Source organism: Catenovulum agarivorans YM01, assembly GCF_000281085.1.
GTDB lineage: Bacteria > Pseudomonadota > Gammaproteobacteria > Enterobacterales > Alteromonadaceae > Catenovulum > Catenovulum agarivorans.
The window spans coordinates 125,765-143,375 of sequence record NZ_JH767531.1; the positions used below are offsets into that span (position 1 = coordinate 125,765).

Here is a 17,611-nt window from a genome sequence, read left to right on the forward strand (position 1 = left end):
TATTTGTACAATCGATTGCAACATGGGCAGGTTAATTATAAGCTTAGCGCTCAAAGTACAAAGTTAGAAAAAGGCTTAGTGTGAGTTCAATTGATATGCAGCATATCGCTGACTTGGCGGGGGTTTCACGCGCTACAGTCTCGCGAGCGTTGAATGACAGTTCGTTGGTTAACGAACAGACTAAAAACAAAATTAAGCTAATAGCGCAAGAGCATAATTATGTCATTAACGAAGCTGCGCGTAATTTTAGGTTGAATCAGTCGCAAACTGTAACTGTGGTTATGATGACAGACCCTCTGGTTAATCAACAATCGTTTGATCCATTTTTTATGGAGATGATCGCCAGTTTACTTGAAGCTTTAGCTAAATCGGAACTGGATATGTTGGTGAGTCAAGAACCTATTACAGATGCAGCTGCCTTTCGTAATAGCCGAATTTATCGGCAATCATTAGGTTTGATTGTTATTGGCCAAGGGCAGGGACATGAACAATTAAATGAGTTAGCGAGCGACAAATTGCCTATGGTGGTTTGGGGTGTGCCAACGCATGGACAAACATATCACTTAGTATCGACAGATGATAAACAAGGTGGCAAACAAGCGACTCAACATTTGATTAATAAGGGCTGTAAAAACATCGCGTTTTTTGGTGACAAAGCTTCGGCTGATTCAGAATTGCGTTATCAAGGATATTGTGCCGCATTAAACGAAGCAGGCCTTGCTATAAACGCTGAACTGGATATCACTGTACCATTTGTGACTGACAAGGCGAAAAACGTCATAAACGCGTTTTTAGACGCAAAACCTAAAGTCGATGGTATTGTTTGCTGTAGTGATTTAATTGCGATGAGCGCTATGTCTTGTTTACAAGAACACAGCTTAAAAGTACCAAGCGATGTCGCTGTTATCGGCTACGATGGATTGTCTTTTACAGAGCGTACGTCACCCCCTTTATCAACAATTAACCAAGATATTCGCCAATGTGCGTATAAGTTGGTGGATTGTTTGGTGGGTTTAATAAATGGTAAACAAGTGGAAAATACTTTAGCCGACGTACAATTGATTGAACGTAAATCAACACAACGAAACTAGAAAAAAGCGCCTATGTCTGCGGTGCGCAATGAACATAGGCGTAAAGGAAACATGCTTAAACGAGCATGTTTTGGCTCAGGGCAAACTCGGTAACTTCTGTAAAATTGGGTGGGTTGCAGCCGTGGCGTGAAACATTGATTGACGCGGCTATTGCGGCAAATCGATTAATTTTATTCAACTGCGCTTGAGTAAATTCGCTAGCATCAGTTGAGACTAATTGGTTGCGAACTAGGTAGGCCAACATGGCTGCAAAGTAGGTATCACCTGCGCCTACTGTGTCTGCGACTTTTGGTGGCGGTACCGAGGGTAAAAAGCAGCTTTGTTTAGCCGTTAGTAAGGTGGCGCCCTCAGCCCCTTGGGTAAAAGCGATTAATTTTATACAACCTTGTTGCAGTAGTTGCTGGCAATACGCAAGGTAGTCGCCGTTGGCGCCAAGTGCGTCTAAATCTTCGTCACTCACTTTTAAATAAGTTGCGTGCAGCATCAATTGTTTAACGCTTTTTATGTAAGCCGCTTTTTGTTCTGGAATGCATTTGCGCATATTAACATCTATGCTGATGTTAATGTTTGTATGAGTTAAATAACCAAAAACTTCTGTCAGTGTAGTTGCCATCTCTGGTACCAAAGCCAGTGATCCTGTGTGGAACACTTGCAGATCGTTTGGTAAATTAGCTGTTAACTTTTGTGCCGATATGTCTAAATCAGCAACTAAATTGCGATACAAACTGTAGTCTGGTTGGCCATCGGCATCTTTGTAAACCAGGGCTAACGAAGTATTACGGTTTGAACTCATATTTGTTGGCAGAATAACTTGCTCTTTTTCTGCATAAGCTTTTATCCGCTGACCCATTTCATCGCTAGAAATTGGCGCAAGGTAATGGCTAGCTAAACCAAACCTAGCCATTGCCAACGCAACATTAAAAGGTGAACCACCAATAAAAGGTTTAAATTGACCGTCAGCTTGTTCAATTAAGTCGATTAATGCTTCGCCAAATACAGCGACATTTGATTGTGGTGACACTTTATGCGGCTCCATATTGAGACTTTTCAATTTTGGCTAGTTGTTTTTCTGTTGGATTAAATAGGTAGTTTAATAACATGCCAACAAACAAAATACTGGTAAATACGGTTGCAACAATAAAACCATACTGCGCATCGCCGCCATACATATCACTCACTATGCCCATAACTAGTGGGCCAACCGCCGCACCTAAAGCGGTAAAAAATAGGATAAAACCTGCGACTGTGCCGTGTTCATGTTTAGCGAAACAACTGATGCCTTTTGAATTGATGGTAGGGTAAATCACCGACATAAAGATACCTGTTAGTGGAAAGGTATACAGCGCAATTTCTCTGCCACCGACTATGCCGGCAATAAAACAAATGGCAATGACAAAACTAAACAACATAAGAACCATAGCCCAATTGAAATGTTGCATCATCCAAATACCGACAAATCGGCCCAAAGCTCGTAGAGTAAAAAAGATAGATACTGAGTAGATTGCGAGTGTTTTGGCATTGTCAGATGAGTAACAGGCGTAGTTGCTTGTACCGTCACATAGTAGATAAGTTGGCATCCATACGTAGATGGCACTTTCAGCGGCGACATACAAAAATGCGGCTAGAGAAAAACCCATTGCATAAGGATCTTTGAGCAATTTTAAGCTGTTGGAAAAGCTAGATTTGTTGTTAGTTGTTGCAGGTTTTTGGTAAGCAGGGTAGTTTACTTTCCATGCAAGCAACATTAATAAAGTACATAGAATGCCCGCCAGCACATATAACCAGATCCAAGGCGCACCATTGTTAATTAAATAAGCAACAATCAGTGGGCCAATGATAGCGCCAACACCAAAAAAGGCTTCGGCACCATTCATAGTGCCTGTGTGTTCTTTAGTTGAGCGTGAAATATCACCAATCAAAGCTAATGCAGCGGTTTTAAAAACCCCAACAGACAAGCCTGATAGTGTGATGAGCGCGAGAATAAAGTGAAAAGTATCACCAACTAAAAAGAGATAACAAGACAGTGCAAAACCGCCCAAACCTAAAATGATTGCTTGTTTTCGACCAAACTTGTCGGCTAGAAAACCTAAAAACAAACCTGATACAGCTATGCCGACCATAAATAAAGTGTGCATTAAGCTCGCTTGGGTATTGTTAATGTCGAACTCTATTTTGACTTCTTTAATAATTTCGCCAACTGAATCCGATGTCATGGCAAACATCATAAACATTAAATAAGTTAACCAACGTATGAGCGTTAGGTTATGTGTATTGGTTTGAGTCATGCTCGGCTCCACTTGATCAGTAATTTTGAATGTAAGAAAAAGCTACATTGTTTTGCACACTGACTGTGTCTTGTAAACTTTAGACCCAGTTTGGCTAAAGTTCACTTAACAACGACATTTTTTCAACATTATTGCAATCGATTGTAAATTGTTGTTGCAACCGATTGCAAGTGTTTTTAGCGAAAAGTTTATATTTTGTGCAATCGGTTGTAATGTTTATTACAATCGATTACATTTGCAAGGCAGGTTGGTGACCAACTTATTACTTGGGTGTTATTGGAAAATTACTATGAATCTTCAACAAGAAAGCAAATTGTGTTTAGCTCGTATTTTAGAGCAGGTGAGTTTGCAAGGTATTGCAAAAACGCAACAACAAGCATTTAAGGATAGGTTGGAAAGGTACTTCCCTGAATTATTTAGCCAAATGCTGCAAGTATACGAGCAACGTTATGACTTACATTTCCATTTGCAAGCTCTAGTCGAATTGCTGGTCGAGCAATTTAAACAGCGCAGCCTAGCGTTAAAACGTAAAGATAAAAAACGTTTAGACAATCCTCATTGGTTTAAGTCTGAACAGATGTTGGGGATGGCTTGTTATGTTGATTTAGTCGCCGAAAATTTAGTTGATTTACAGACGAAAATTCCATATTTCCAAAAATTAGGTATTACTTATTTGCATTTAATGCCTTTGTATAAATCACCGGAAGGGGATAACGACGGTGGTTATGCTGTGTCTGATTATCGTCAAGTTTCCCCCAACTTGGGCACAATGCAGCAATTGAAAAAACTCGCGACCGCGTTAGACAAAGCGGGTATGAGTTTAGTGCTAGATTTTGTTTTTAACCATACGGCAGACGATCATGAGTGGGCGTTGGCGGCCAAACAAGGTGACGAAACTTATCAGCAGTATTATTACATGTTTGATGACAGAACTACGCCAAATCAATACGAACAAACCATTCGTGAAATTTTTCCACAAGTTCGCCGTGGTAGTTTTACCTTTAATGAAGACACGCAAAAATGGGTATGGACCACCTTTAATAGTTTTCAGTGGGATTTAAATTATTCTAATCCATCCGTTTTTCGTGGCATTGTTGGTGAAATGCTCTTTTTAGCTAATATAGGCTGTGATGTTTTACGCTTAGATGCATTGGCATTTATCTGGAAACAAATGGGAACCAGCTGTGAAAGTCAGCCAAAAGCACACCTGCTTATTCAAGCTTTTAATAGCTGTTTAAAAATTGCAGCGCCGGGCGTGTTGTTTAAATCTGAGGCAATTGTTCACCCAGATGAAGTCGCTCAATACATAGATAAAGACGAGTGCCAACTTTCATATAATCCATTATTAATGGCCTTGTTGTGGAATAGTTTAGCTACACGTAAAACTCGTCTATTAACTCAGTCACTATCACATAGATTTAAAATTAGCCCTGATTGCAGTTGGGTGAATTATGCGCGATGTCACGATGATATTGGCTGGACTTTTGATGATGGTGATGCAGGTTATTTAGGTATAAATGGTTATGATCATAGACAATTTTTAAATCAATTTTATACAGGTCGATTCCAAGGCTCGTTTGCTTCAGGCGTGCCATTTCAAGAAAATCCACAAACGGGCGATTGCCGTGTGTGTGGGTCACTTGCGTCACTTGTTGGTTTAGAACAAGCGCTACAACAGAATAATCCTGCTGCGGTCGAAGAAGCGATTAAGCGCATTATGCTGCTGCATAGTGTTTTGCTCAGTATTGGTGGCATCCCTTTGTTGTATCAAGGGGATGAATTAGCAGCGTTAAATGACTATAGTTATTTAAACGATGAGCATAAAAAGCATGATGCGCGTTGGGTAAATAGACCTAAAATCACTCAAGTTATGCTAGATGCGGTTGAGCAAAAAGGCACAGTTGAACAGCAAGTATATGACGGATTAGCTCAGCTTATTCAAATTAGAAAGCAGTATGCTGTATTTGGCGATGCGCCAACCGAAATTATTTACACTAATAATCAGCATGTTTTTGCCTTCAAACGTCAACATAAAAACGGCCAAACATTATTGGTGTTAGTTAATTTCACCGAGCGTGAGCAAGCGATTAATAATCAATTTATCCAAGATGTTGCAATGCGTCCGCTAGATTTGATTGAACAACAAACAATGGATTTAGCTCATTCACAAGTAACAGTGTTAAAACCGTATCAATTTCGCTGGTTGCTAAGCGAATGATATTTGCTCAATAGTTGATTTATAGCCGCTAGTGTATATTTTTAGCGTCATTTTAGGTATAACAGGGGCAAGTTTTACAACGCCCTGAGACAAATGGAAAGATACGTACGTACTACTGAACTGGTAGATGGCTTTCGCCAATCCGCTCCTTATGTGAACAGCCACCGCGGCAAAGTGTTTGTGGTTATGTTAAGTGGAGAGGCGATAGGTCAGCCTGGCTTTAAAGACATTATTAATGATATCGCTTTGCTTAATAGCTTAGGTATTAAAGTTGTGCTGGTTTACGGCGCTCGTCCACAAAATAATAAAGCGGTTGATGATGCTGGGCTAGTCAGTAAATATCATAAACGCATACGCATTACTGACGATTCTGTACTACGAACTATTAAACAAGTAGCTGGCGAATTGATGTTGGATATTACTGCGCGTCTTTCTATGAGTTTAGGTAATACACCAATGCAAGGTGCGCAAATAAACGTGATCAGCGGTAACTTTGTCATTGCGCAACCTTTAGGTGTCGATGAAGGGGTGGATTATCACCATACGGGTAAAGTACGCCGTATTGATGTGCAAGGTATAAAACGACAGTTAGATAGTAACGGCATAGTGCTCTTAGGGCCGATAGCAGCATCTGTAACTGGTGAAAGTTTTAACCTTACGGCTGAAGAAATTGCCACTCAAGTCGCGATTAAACTTAAAGCCGACAAAATGATTGGTTTTGCCGAAGGCAATGGTATTCAAGACGAAAACGGTGAAATCATAGCAGAGTTATTACCAAACGATGCAGAGCAAATTATCCAACAACTTAGCGAAGATGCCGATGCCTGTTCTGGCGAAATTGCATTTTTAAATGCAGCCATTACCGCCGCAAGGGCTGGTGTACCTCGCTGTCACTTGGTCAGTTACCAAATTAATGGTTCATTGCTGCAAGAGCTTTTCTCACGTGATGGTATAGGTACGCAAATTGTTACTGAACCAGCAGAACGTTTGCGTAGTGCAACTATTAGCGATATTGGTGGTATTTTAGATTTAATTCGTCCACTTGAAGAACAAGGTCTTTTGGTTCGCCGTTCGCGCGAACAGTTAGAAATGGAAATTGACCACTTTGTATTAATTGAACGAGATGGTTTAGTCATAGGTTGTGCGGCACTTTACCCATTTGAAACAGAACAAATGGGCGAGTTTGCGTGTTTAGCTGTACATCCTGATTACCGTGATGCGGACCGTGGTCAGGCAATGTTACGTCATATTATGCTCAAAGCGCGGCAGCGAAATTACAAACAAATTTTTGCATTAACCACGCGCAGTATTCATTGGTTTATGGAGCTAGGTTTTAGAATTGGCCAAGTTGATGAATTGCCAAGTAAAAAACAAGCTTTATACAATTATCAACGAAATTCGAAAATTTTGGTATTTGACTTGTAGTCCTATAAGCGGTTAAATCGTCATCTTTGTATCCATTTTTGTAATTTAAAGTGGGTTTAAATGTTAAGTTTAAAGTGTTGACGGATTAACGCGGTATTTATACGGAACTTACTAAATGCTTGAGATAGATCATTCCGAAGTTATCACAGCTCCTCAAATTTCACCGGGAGCTTTGTTTTTTCAATTTTTTAAGATTCGTTTTGCCTGCGCAAACGATATGCCGCAGATATTCAAACTGCGCTATAAAATCTATTGTGAAGAGCTCGGCTATTTCCCAAACTTAGCAAAAAAGCGTTTAGAAACAGATGAATACGATAGTGATGCGATTCACTGTGTAATTGAGCACAAGCTGACCGGCAAGATTGTTGGTTGTATGCGTGTGGTTAAAACTAATCTGGCTCGCTTACCCTTGTCCACTTATTTACCGCATGTAAAACTGAAAAAACGTGATATTGAAATTTCCCGAGTTGCAGTCGATCCTCAATATCGTCAAGAAGTAAGTGGCTACAAAGTACCAGGGCTTTTATTCAATGCTTTGTTATTGGCAATTAATCATATTATTGAACAGAATTCATTTGATGATGTATACATTTTTATCGAAAACTCAATGCGCTCAGCCCTAGCGCGCATGGGATTAAAGTTAGAACAAACACCACATATGGCTTCAGTTGCATGTGGTAATGGCAAAGTGTCGAATAAATATTTGTATCGAGTAGACACCCATACACGTAAACAAACTCGACCGTTACGTATGTCGCAGTTTGTTAATCAAATCGGTTTGTATTTGTACCCTGAAAAATTTGAGCGTCGAGTTAACCCTGATTCAGTTTGTCCTGCAATTGTGCGGCAACCCAGTCGTCAACAAAATGAGCAACAGTGCCCCCGTGGCGAGCGACCTCTTTAACGATAGATGAAGAAATGTAGCTGTTTTTCTCGCTAGGCGCGAGAAATATGGTTTCTAATGCTGGGTACAAACTACGGTTAACGTTGGCAAGTTGAAACTCGTATTCAAAATCACCGACTGTTCTTACTCCTCTAACCAATACACTGGCTTTTTGGCTTTTGGCTAAATCAACCAATAGTCCACTAAAACCTATCACAGTTACATTTCTCAAATGACTGGTAACATGCTCGGTTAGTGCCACTCGTTCAGCTAAATCGAACAAAGGTTGTTTGCTCGGGCTGTTGGCCACACCAACGATAATTTTGTCGAACATGCGGCTTGCGCGTTCTATTAAATCTAAATGACCATTGGTTATAGGATCGAAAGTACCGGGGTAAATTGCGGTTATTGACATGCTCTGCTCTTAGTTTTTAGAATTTTATCTTGCTTAAGCAGATCTTGGCTAAGGAGTGATTAAAGGTCAACCTTTGATTAAGTTATTGTGACGCTAACACTCTCAAGCAAGCAGATAAAACTTTGAATGATAGCGTTGTCATTTTTGCTGTGGCCAGTTACACTGCTTAAAAGTTAAGCCGTTTTGACTAATATGCGAGGCAAGAATGCAATCCATTCTAATATGTGGTGGTGGCACTGCAGGCTGGATGACAGCGCTTTATTTAAGCCATTTGTACAACCGAGTGGAGCACAGGGTTGATATTCAACTTATTGAAAGCTCGGCTCAACCACCGGTCGGTGTTGGCGAAGCAACTGTGCATGGTATACGGCATTTTTTACAGCTGTTATCCATTAACGAAGCTGAGTTTATGCAGGCGACGGACGCCACTTTTAAACTTGGCATTGAGTTTATAAATTGGAAAAAAGCGCAAAACGGCCAAATGCACAGTTATTGGCACCCATTCGATTTTCAAACTCCTGAAGTAAACGGTATGGACTTAGCCCATTGTTGGTTAAGCCAAACTAATAAGCTGCAAGATTACGCGCATAGTGTGTCAATTTCGCCGTTTTTAACCAAACGAGGCAAAGCGCCTAAATTTGCAGAAATGGCCGATTACCAAGCGCCCATTCCTTATGCCTATCATTTTGATGCTGGCAAGTTAGCTGAATATTTAAAAAAACTCGCTGTGCAACGAGGGGTGAAACATCAAATTGCCGACATTACCCAAGTGCAAGTAAGTATTGATGCCGGAGTTAAAAAAGTTACCGGCATAGACACAAGTGTCGGTCGTTTAACTGCGGATATGTATTTTGACTGCACAGGTTTTCGCGCTATGTTGATGCAAGCTTTGCATTCAAATAATCAAGATAACGCTGAAAATGAATGGGTTGATTGGTCGAGTGAACTACCGTGTGATCGTGCTTTGGCAGTGCAAACTCAATATCCACAAGGTCAAGCACCTGCGTTGCATACGCAAGCGATAGCAATGAAGAATGGTTGGCGTTGGCGCATTGGTTTACAAAACCGCATTGGTAATGGATACGTATATAGCAGCCAGTTTTGCACAGAAGAACAAGCAGCAGACGAACTTGGCCAAGCACTTAACTTGCCTACCGACGCAGAGTTTAAAAGTTTAAAAATGCGTATTGGCCATAGAAAACAAAGTTGGCTAGGAAATTGTTGCGCAATTGGTTTATCGTCGGGTTTTATTGAACCTTTGGAGTCGACAGGTATTTATTTAATTGAAGCCGGTTTGCGTTTATTTGGTGAGTATACACAGTCGGGTAATTTGTCGCTGATGCAGCAGCACTACAATCGAATCTTGAACGATATTTATGCTGACCTTAAGTCGTTTATTGTATTGCATTATATTTTGAGTGATAGAGACGACAGTGAATTTTGGCGCTTTTGGCAAACGCAGCGTTATAGCGATCCTCAGTTAGCTGCATGGCTGGACTTGTGGCAACACAAGGTGATTGAAAGCAGTGATTTTTTAGCTCAGAAAAGTGTGCTGTTTAATCAGATTAACTACCGATTTGTTGTATATGGTATGGGGCATTTACCGCAGCAATCGTTTGTTGGGGCGAACCCGCCCGCGCAGCAACAGTTGTTAGCGCAAATGGCTGCCTTTTGCAAGCAGCAACCTGATAGGCATCCGAGTCAGGTGCAATTATTGGGGCTCTGATTGTTGTGTTGTTAGTGGAGAGTGCTGCTCGTTTGGTGCAAACCAGCATTCGGGCAGGCTCATCTCTCGTTATTTTGGTGCTGCAGTTTAGGTGGCAAAGAAGTCAGCAGGCAAATGGAGTATTCCTCGCAAAAGCGCTTCAGGGTCGTCCATGACTCGCTCGCACAAAACTTCCATGTTTTGTGAAGTTTTGCTCGCAACACATCCATTCACCTGCCTCGGCATTTTTATGGCTTTAAAACAATCCTAGCTATTTTGTTGCTGCAAATTAGGTGGCAGAGAAGTCAGCAGGCAAATGGAGTATTCCTCGCAAAAGCGCTTCAAGGCCGTCCATGACTCGCTCGCACAAAACTTCCATGTTTTGTGAAGTTTTGCTCGCAACACATCCATTCACCTGCCTTGGCTTTTTTATGGCCTAAAACAACCGCGACTCCATTGCCTGATTGAAGTCTGTTTGAATGCTGATTTTCTAAAACTTCAAAAGGCATGGATGCCTTTTGCGAGCGGCCAGGGACTGGCGAAAAGCGTTTTTAGAAAATTATGCTTCAAATGGACTTAGTTGCACAGATTCACAGCGACTTTAGAAAACTACTCTTCTACTGAGCTTAGTTGGACAGATCCACCGCTGCTTAGCGAAAATTAAGGTTTCGTACTTTCCCTAACAACCAACTCAGGTTCAAACATACAATTCTCAATAACTTGCTCTTTTTTCGCCGGTAAACGCAAATGTTTAAACAACAACTCAGCAGCTTGACTTGCGATAGTTTTAGTTGGCTGTGCTGCCGTGGTTAACTTCGGCCAAGTTTGGCGCGAGAAGGGGTTGTCCTCAAAACCAGCAATGGCTAAATCGGCAGGTACATCTAACCCTTGTAAACGAGCGGCAAACAAAGTGCCCGCAGCAATTTCATCATTACAAGCAAAAACCGCTGTTGGTCTGTCGGTTAACTCAACTAGCTTTTTACCATTTTCAACACCCGATTCAAATGAATACTCACCGGCAAAAATCCACTCATCACGCGAGTCCAAATTATGCGCTTTTAACGCATCTAAATATCCAGCTAAACGCTCACCTGTCGAGTGGTGAACTTCTTCACCGCTAAAAAAGGCTATTTTATTATGGCCTTGTTCAATCAAATGTTTAGTGATGTTAAAAGCTGCGGTTCTATCATCAATAAACACACAAGGGGTTGATAAAGTTTGGTTTTTACCAGAAATAACTCGGACAAACTTAACGCCAGTTTCGGTGAGCATATCTGTTACTTCGGTCATTTCTGACAAAGGCGGGGTCAGGACTAACCCAGAAACACGCGATTGACGCAGCATGTCTTTTAACTCATTTAATAAGTTGTCCGATTTACTATCAACCGGGTGGATCAACAATTCAAAATGATGTTTTTTACATGCATCTAAAATACCGTGCTGCATATCAATAATGTAATAAGCATTTGGATTATCGTATACAAAACCGACAACATACGACTTATTGCCCGCCAAGCTACGCGCCGACTGATTTGGCTGGTAATTTAACTCAGTTACCGCTGCAGTTACTTTATCTATGGTATTTTGGCGAACACCTGGCTCGTTATTAATAACACGAGATACAGTTTTAATTGAAACACCAGCAAGTTTGGCAACGTCGTTAATCGTAGCTTTCATAGGCTTTTAGCAATTCCATTATTCCGGACTATAGTTAAACCTGAACTCAGGTTCGTAATTTCAGTGTGAAAATAAAGCAGTTTGCACTAGTAAACAAATTTTTTTCACAACCAAACCAGTTATCTTTGATTTCTATTAAACAAATGGCAAATTTTATGATGCGATTGCTGCAAATACAGCCAAAACTCGAATAAAAAATGACATATTTATTATAAAATAGTTTGACAGCGTTGTCATTTGTTTGGTATTAATATGACAACGCTGTCATATTGTCGTAGAATAATTTGGCTGCGAGCACTTAAGACTAAACTAACAAGGCAACAAACATGAACAAGCTAACTTTCAAACCAATTACCCTGGCAGTAAGCACAGCTTTACTCGCTAGTCTTTCTCAACCTGTTATGGCTGAAGAATCAGAAACAGAGGTTATCTCGGTTAAAGGTATTCGTGCCAGCGCTAAAGCCAACTTAAACGCTAAACGTTTTTCAGACACCATTGTTGACGCAATTACTGCTGAAGACATTGGCAAATTCCCAGACAAAAACGTCGCTGAATCTCTACAGCGTATCGCTGGTGTATCCATTACCCGTGATTTTGGTGAAGGTGAAAAAGTGTCAATTCGTGGTACAGCACCACAGTTAAACAACACTTTATTAAACGGCCAAGCAGTAGCTACTACAAAATGGTGGGCATTAGAGCCTTCATCGCGTAGCTTTAACTTTAGTTTGTTGCCATCAGAATTAGTATCGGCATTAGAAGTATACAAATCACCAGAAGCTAAAATTGATGAAGGTGCGGTTGGTGGTACTGTTATTTTACGTACACGTAAACCATTAGATTTAGACGCAAACACAGTATATGGTTCAGCTGGTGTGCGTTACAACGACAAAACAGAAAGTACTGATCCACAAATCTCTGCTTTATATAGCTGGAAAAACGACAACGAAACCTTTGGTGTACTTGCTTCATTAATTTATCAAGGCCGCGAACAGCGCCGTGATGGTATGGAAGCATTCGGTTGGTTTGATGCAACCCGTGCTGATACTGCAAGTTCAGTTGGCAAATCAATTCCTGGTTGGGATTATGACACACATACAGGTAAAACAGCTTCTTGGAACTGGGGTATGGGCTCTGCTTATTTCGAGCAAGAGCGTGATCGTTTGGGGTTAAACTTAACTGCACAAATTCGTCCGACAGATGACTTAGACTTCACCTTAAACGTAGTGGATTCAGAGCTTAAACAAACCAATACCAACCACAACTATATTTCGTCACATGGTTGGGCGGCATACATGCCTTGTACACCATGGAACACAGAATCAGACTATGATTTATGTGCGAAAATTGAAGACTATCAAATTACTGACCCAGACGGTGTTGCAGCGTTAACTGAATATACCATTGGCGCAAATGGTCATGGTGATTATCAGTTAAATCAAATGAATGAATCTTTATCGCGTGTATCAACATTGAAAACCCGAGTAATAGATTTAGATATGAATTACCACGGCGATAACTTTTTACTACACGCCCAACTCGGTACAACTAAAGCAAGTGGTGGGTACGACCGAGAAGATTTAGTTAACTTTGGCCATGCGTCGGGTTCAAAAATTAAAATTCACGACAATGGTGTAATTGATTTTTCATTCCCTGAAGAACTAAATGGTAAACCGACTGACTCTTACGACGGTTTTGTATTCCGTGATTATCGCTGGAACTCTCGTCCTGAAGAAGATAAAGAAACTTATGCGCAAGCAGACTTAAAACTTGAACTCGACACTGATTTTATCCGTTCGGTAGAGGTGGGTGTTAAAGTACGTGATAAAGATCATTCGCAAGATGGTGTGACCACCGAGGGGTTAAATTACGATTCGTTAAAAGCACAAAATCCAGGTGATTTTGATGGTGCTATGACCCCTGAATTACACAGTAGCGTCGCAACGAGTGGGACGTTAACGCAATATGCAATGATAGATATTGCCAAAATTCGCAAAGCTGCGGATGCTATTTCAGGGATTGAACCTGTATTAGACATAGGTAATATTTACGAATTGTCTGAAGATATTAAAGCTGCATATGTGCAAGCGAATATCGAAATGGGCGATTTAAAAGGTAATGTTGGTTTACGTGCGGTGAATACCGATGTTAGTTCTTCATCGTATAACACCGCTAGCGGCGAATGGGTAACTGATAAATCGAGCTACAGTAATGTATTACCATCACTAAACTTATCTTATAGTTTCGCTGATGAAATGGTTGTACGTGCTGCAGCATCTAAAACTATGTCGCGGGCTAACTACGCTGATATGGCTGGTACTCGAAGTATTAGTCCTAACTTCACTGCAACTTTTGGTAACCCGGGGTTAAAACCTTATGATGCGACTAACGCGGATTTATCATTCGAATGGTATTTCACCGAAGAAAGTTTGTTGTCATTGGCTGTATTCCACAAAAAGATTGATTCATTTATCTTTAATGCGACTAACGATGTTGAATTAAGTTTTGATTGTGACGACAGCGGAGTTGTTGAAGCAAACGAAATGTGCGATTTTTCGGTTACTCAACCTGAAAACGGTGCTGACGCTAAAAACAAAGGTATTGAATTAAGCTTCCAAACACCAATTGGTGAAAACTTTGGTGTAATTGCTAACTTCACCTACTCAGATGCTGAAGGCAAAAATGCCGATGGCGAAACAATTGCATTGGCTGGGAACTCAAAACGCACGTATAACCTAACGGGTTACTACGAAGACGATAAATTATCTGCCCGTGTTGCTTACAACCAACGTAGCAGTTACTTAACCGGCTTCACTTTTGGTAGCGCCAATACCGCTGATGCATACTCTCAGTTAGATGCTTCTGTAAGCTACAACTTAAATGATAACTGGAGTGTAACCTTAGAAGGTCAGAACTTAACTGACTCTGAGATATTCCACTACCAAGAGCAAAAGTATCGTCCAATTGGTTTATACACCTTTGGTCGTAGCTTCTACTTAAGCACCAGCTTCAAGTTTTAAGCCGACACCAACTAGCGTTGAGTTTGAAGTATGACGAGGCAAGCGTTAGAGCAATGATTTAGAGCAAAACTTCAAACGTCATGGATGACGTTTGGGAGCGTACAAGGATGTATTTACAGCGTTTTTGCGAAAATTATGCTCTAGCGATTGCCTATACTCAATTCTAGCAAGCGATAAACGCCCCAAATGCCCAGCCCCTGAGGCATTTATATAGCGCCGAGACAAACAAAGAGGTGATACTATGCGTTGGCAACTATGTTTAATCAGTTTAATGATGCTGGGCTGCCAGCCAACAACCCAAACTGAATCAACAACAAACGCAAATCAACAGCAACAACAAGCAGAGCAAACCGCAAACAACTCAGCTGCAAAATTTGCCGCAGAACTTAAAGTTAACTACCAAGTAATAACGAATCGCGCCGATGAATTGTGCGAACAAAAATACGCTGGTGGTGCCTGTTTTAAAGGGCAAATAAGCCTACAACTACCGTACAATTTAACCGATAACAACTGGGCTATTTATTTCAGCCATGTTGCACCTATTCGCCAAGATTTTAGCGAAGAGTTTGATATTAAACACATCAATGGTGATTTACACAAACTAACACCAACAAAGCAGTGGCAGGGTTTTGCTGCGAATGAAATTTATCAAGCGCGCTTTCAAGCTGACTTCTGGCATTTATCTAACTTTGACCCAATGCCAAACTACTTTGTCACTTTCAGCAGTGAGCGAGGGGAAGGACAGGCTCATACAATAGTTTCAACCAAAGCTGAGATAGACCCATATACAGGCCAAGAAACTTTACCTTTTGTCCAAGGCATTACTGACATTGATAGCCAGTTTAAGCGCACTGAACAAGATCAAACTAAGTGGGAAGACGCAAAACAAATATTTGCCGATAATCAACACCGTCAAGCTGCCAATGCGGATATAGATTCAGCAAAAGTAGCAAATCGAATTATCCCGTCAGTTGCCGAGCAAGAGCTGTTAAGTGGCGAATTAGAGAGCGGCGAATTAGATTTAACTAAAGGTTATCAGCTTAAACAGATCAGCGACGAGCTGAGTTCACAGTTACAGCCTGCGTTCGCACGTTTAACTGAGCAAGGTTTTACACAGCAAAAGTCAGGTGCGGAAGTTAACTTTATTCATAATGCAAAACTTGCGGATGAAGGGTACAAATTAAATATATCCGCAGATCAAATTGATATTGAATATGCGCAAGCACAAGGGGCATTTTATGCACTGCAGTCAATAGCGTCATTAATTGATAGCCAAACCTTAGCGCCGATAACCAGCCAAAAAATTTACGACTATCCAAGATATGATTTACGCGGTTTACACATAGATTTGTCGCGCAACTTTCATGGTGGGGCACAAGTTAAAAAGCTTATTCGTGCCATGGCACAATTAAAACTCAATACCTTGCATTTACACCTAGCGGATGACGAAGGCTGGCGCGTGGAAATTGCAGGTTTACCAGAACTAACCGAATTAGGTGCATATCGCTGTTTTGATTTAACTGAAGAAAACTGTTTATTACCGCAACTTGGTTCTGGCCCTGAAAAACAAACACAGGTAAATGGTTATTTTAGCCAAGCTGAATATATTGAATTACTCCAGTTTGCCGACAAACATTTTATAGAAGTGATCCCATCATTTGATATGCCAGGCCATTCACGCGCTGCGGTTAAAGCTATGGAGTTAAGATATAAAAAGTACAGCGCGCAAGGTGATATGGCCAAAGCGACAGAGTTTTTATTAAGCGATTTTACCGACAAAACCCAGTACGAATCTGTACAGTTTTATACCGACAATACCATTAACGTGTGTATGCCATCGGCAATGAATTTTGTTGATAAAGTGCTGACTGAGCTACAAGCATTGCATCAACAGGCGGGTGTGCCGTTAAACAAATACCATTTAGGTGCAGATGAAACCCAAGGTGCATGGTTGCAATCGCCTATATGCCAACAGTTTGTTGAAGATAACAAGGATGTTGAACTGACTAAATTAACCGAATATTTTGTTGAGCAAGTTACACAAATAATCGCGGCTAAAGGCATTCAACCAGCAGCTTGGAGCGATGGTTTATCGCATGCTGATGCGAGCAAAATGCCAAAATCTATTCATAGTAATGTGTGGAGCACGCTGTTTTGGGATGGGCACAAAACCACGCACCAACATATCAACCAAGGTTGGGATGTAGTGGTATCAAACCCTGATGTAACATATTTTGATTTCCCATACGCAGGCCATCCAGATGAGCGCGGCTATTACTGGGCGTCACGTAATACCAATAGCTTTAAAGTATTCCAGTTTATGCCGGACAATGTGCCTGTGATGGCCGAGTTATGGACAGATAGACAAAACATGCCATATACAGCCGACGACACTGAATCTAGCATCATAAATGGTAAAAGAGCCATAGGTTTACAAGCGCATTTGTGGAGTGAAACCACTCGGTTAAATCAAACCGTCGACTATATGTTATTCCCGCGATTATTAGCATTAGCTGAACGTGCGTGGCACCAAGCTGATTGGGAATTGGCTTATCAGCCCAAGCGAATATTTAGCCCAGAGTCTGGTTATTTTACTCAGCAAAAACAGCAGCTTATTGACTGGCAGCAGTTTGCACTGGCTGTGCCTAAACAATTAGCGAAATTAGAAGAACTGGGCGTGCAATATCGCGTTGCACCACCGGGCGGGCAGATTGTTGATGGCTACTTGCATATGAACCATATTTTCCCAACAACCCAGTTGCAGTATCGAACGGCCGAACAAAATTGGTCGACTTATACCCAGCCGGTGGCGGTGAAAGGCGAAGTTCAGCTTAGAGCTGTGTCTGCGCTTGGGCAGTTTTATAGTCGGACTATAGTGGTTAACTAGTTACTCTG

11 protein-coding genes are annotated in these 17,611 nt (G+C 41.1%); 7 read left to right on the plus strand and 4 right to left on the minus strand.

What is annotated here, in order from left to right; all coding sequences use genetic code 11:
- Positions 1–80 precede the first annotated feature (80 nt).
- Positions 81–1,091: a LacI family DNA-binding transcriptional regulator gene (locus WSC_RS0114630; protein WP_016956694.1), complete on the plus strand. Its 1,011-nt coding sequence runs from the start codon at positions 81–83 to the stop codon at positions 1,089–1,091.
- A gap of 55 nt (positions 1,092–1,146) precedes the next feature.
- Here the strand turns inward: WSC_RS0114630 and WSC_RS0114635 are convergent, their stop codons facing one another.
- Positions 1,147–2,112, minus strand: coding sequence for a carbohydrate kinase family protein (locus tag WSC_RS0114635; protein WP_026016865.1), 966 nt, complete (start codon positions 2,110–2,112; stop codon positions 1,147–1,149).
- A 1-nt stretch (position 2,113) separates the two neighbouring features.
- The gene (locus WSC_RS0114640) at positions 2,114–3,376 is read right to left on the minus strand and encodes an MFS transporter (protein WP_016956696.1); all 1,263 of its coding nucleotides are present in this window, start codon (positions 3,374–3,376) and stop codon (positions 2,114–2,116) included.
- Positions 3,377–3,665: 289 nt separating this feature from the next.
- Here WSC_RS0114640 and WSC_RS0114645 point away from each other — a divergent pair, with 289 nt between their 5' ends.
- The 3 genes from WSC_RS0114645 to WSC_RS0114655 all read left to right on the plus strand — a co-directional run bounded on the left by WSC_RS0114645 (position 3,666) and on the right by WSC_RS0114655 (position 7,923).
- Positions 3,666–5,594 carry an alpha-amylase family glycosyl hydrolase gene (locus tag WSC_RS0114645; protein WP_026016866.1) on the plus strand — a complete coding sequence of 643 codons (1,929 nt, stop codon included), beginning with the start codon at positions 3,666–3,668 and terminating at the stop codon, positions 5,592–5,594.
- A gap of 93 nt (positions 5,595–5,687) precedes the next feature.
- Positions 5,688–7,019: an amino-acid N-acetyltransferase gene (argA, locus tag WSC_RS0114650; RefSeq protein ID WP_016956698.1), complete on the plus strand. Its 1,332-nt coding sequence runs from the start codon at positions 5,688–5,690 to the stop codon at positions 7,017–7,019.
- A 115-nt stretch (positions 7,020–7,134) separates the two neighbouring features.
- On the plus strand, positions 7,135–7,923 hold the full coding sequence (locus tag WSC_RS0114655) for an acyl-homoserine-lactone synthase (RefSeq protein ID WP_016956699.1): 789 nt from the start codon (positions 7,135–7,137) through the stop codon (positions 7,921–7,923).
- Here WSC_RS0114655 and coaD read toward each other — a convergent pair.
- On the minus strand, positions 7,832–8,317 hold the full coding sequence (gene coaD / locus WSC_RS24665; RefSeq protein ID WP_082196192.1) for a pantetheine-phosphate adenylyltransferase: 486 nt from the start codon (positions 8,315–8,317) through the stop codon (positions 7,832–7,834). The two genes, WSC_RS0114655 and coaD, sit on opposite strands and share 92 nt — an antisense overlap.
- 205 nt (positions 8,318–8,522) lie before the next feature.
- Between coaD and WSC_RS22985 the strand changes: the two genes are divergently transcribed.
- Positions 8,523–10,043, plus strand: coding sequence for a tryptophan halogenase family protein (locus WSC_RS22985; RefSeq protein WP_016956700.1), 1,521 nt, complete (start codon positions 8,523–8,525; stop codon positions 10,041–10,043).
- A gap of 639 nt (positions 10,044–10,682) precedes the next feature.
- On the opposite strand, the gene WSC_RS0114670 is transcribed toward WSC_RS22985, so the two are convergent.
- Complete coding sequence (locus WSC_RS0114670) at positions 10,683–11,699, minus strand: LacI family DNA-binding transcriptional regulator (RefSeq protein ID WP_016956702.1); 1,017 nt, start codon at positions 11,697–11,699, stop codon at positions 10,683–10,685.
- Positions 11,700–12,025: 326 nt separating this feature from the next.
- On the opposite strand from WSC_RS0114670, the gene WSC_RS0114680 reads away from it, so the two are divergent.
- A complete protein-coding gene (locus tag WSC_RS0114680; RefSeq protein ID WP_016956704.1) occupies positions 12,026–14,716 on the plus strand; it encodes a TonB-dependent receptor in 2,691 nt (896 codons plus the stop codon).
- A gap of 241 nt (positions 14,717–14,957) precedes the next feature.
- The gene (locus tag WSC_RS0114685; RefSeq protein WP_016956705.1) at positions 14,958–17,603 is read left to right on the plus strand and encodes a family 20 glycosylhydrolase; all 2,646 of its coding nucleotides are present in this window, start codon (positions 14,958–14,960) and stop codon (positions 17,601–17,603) included.
- Positions 17,604–17,611 lie beyond the last annotated feature (8 nt).

Excerpts from the sequence above, each read along its gene's own strand:
- WSC_RS0114640 (WP_016956696.1), bottom strand. The coding sequence starts at position 3,376 with ATGACTCAAACCAATACACATAACCTAACGCTCATACGTTGGTTAACT.
- WSC_RS0114645 (WP_026016866.1), top strand. The coding sequence starts at position 3,666 with ATGAATCTTCAACAAGAAAGCAAATTGTGTTTAGCTCGTATTTTAGAG.
- argA (WP_016956698.1), top strand. The coding sequence starts at position 5,688 with ATGGAAAGATACGTACGTACTACTGAACTGGTAGATGGCTTTCGCCAA.
- WSC_RS0114655 (WP_016956699.1), top strand. The coding sequence starts at position 7,135 with ATGCTTGAGATAGATCATTCCGAAGTTATCACAGCTCCTCAAATTTCA.
- coaD (WP_082196192.1), bottom strand. The coding sequence starts at position 8,317 with ATGTCAATAACCGCAATTTACCCCGGTACTTTCGATCCTATAACCAAT.
- WSC_RS22985 (WP_016956700.1), top strand. The coding sequence starts at position 8,523 with ATGCAATCCATTCTAATATGTGGTGGTGGCACTGCAGGCTGGATGACA.
- WSC_RS0114670 (WP_016956702.1), bottom strand. The coding sequence starts at position 11,699 with ATGAAAGCTACGATTAACGACGTTGCCAAACTTGCTGGTGTTTCAATT.
- WSC_RS0114680 (WP_016956704.1), top strand. The coding sequence starts at position 12,026 with ATGAACAAGCTAACTTTCAAACCAATTACCCTGGCAGTAAGCACAGCT.
- WSC_RS0114685 (WP_016956705.1), top strand. The coding sequence starts at position 14,958 with ATGCGTTGGCAACTATGTTTAATCAGTTTAATGATGCTGGGCTGCCAG.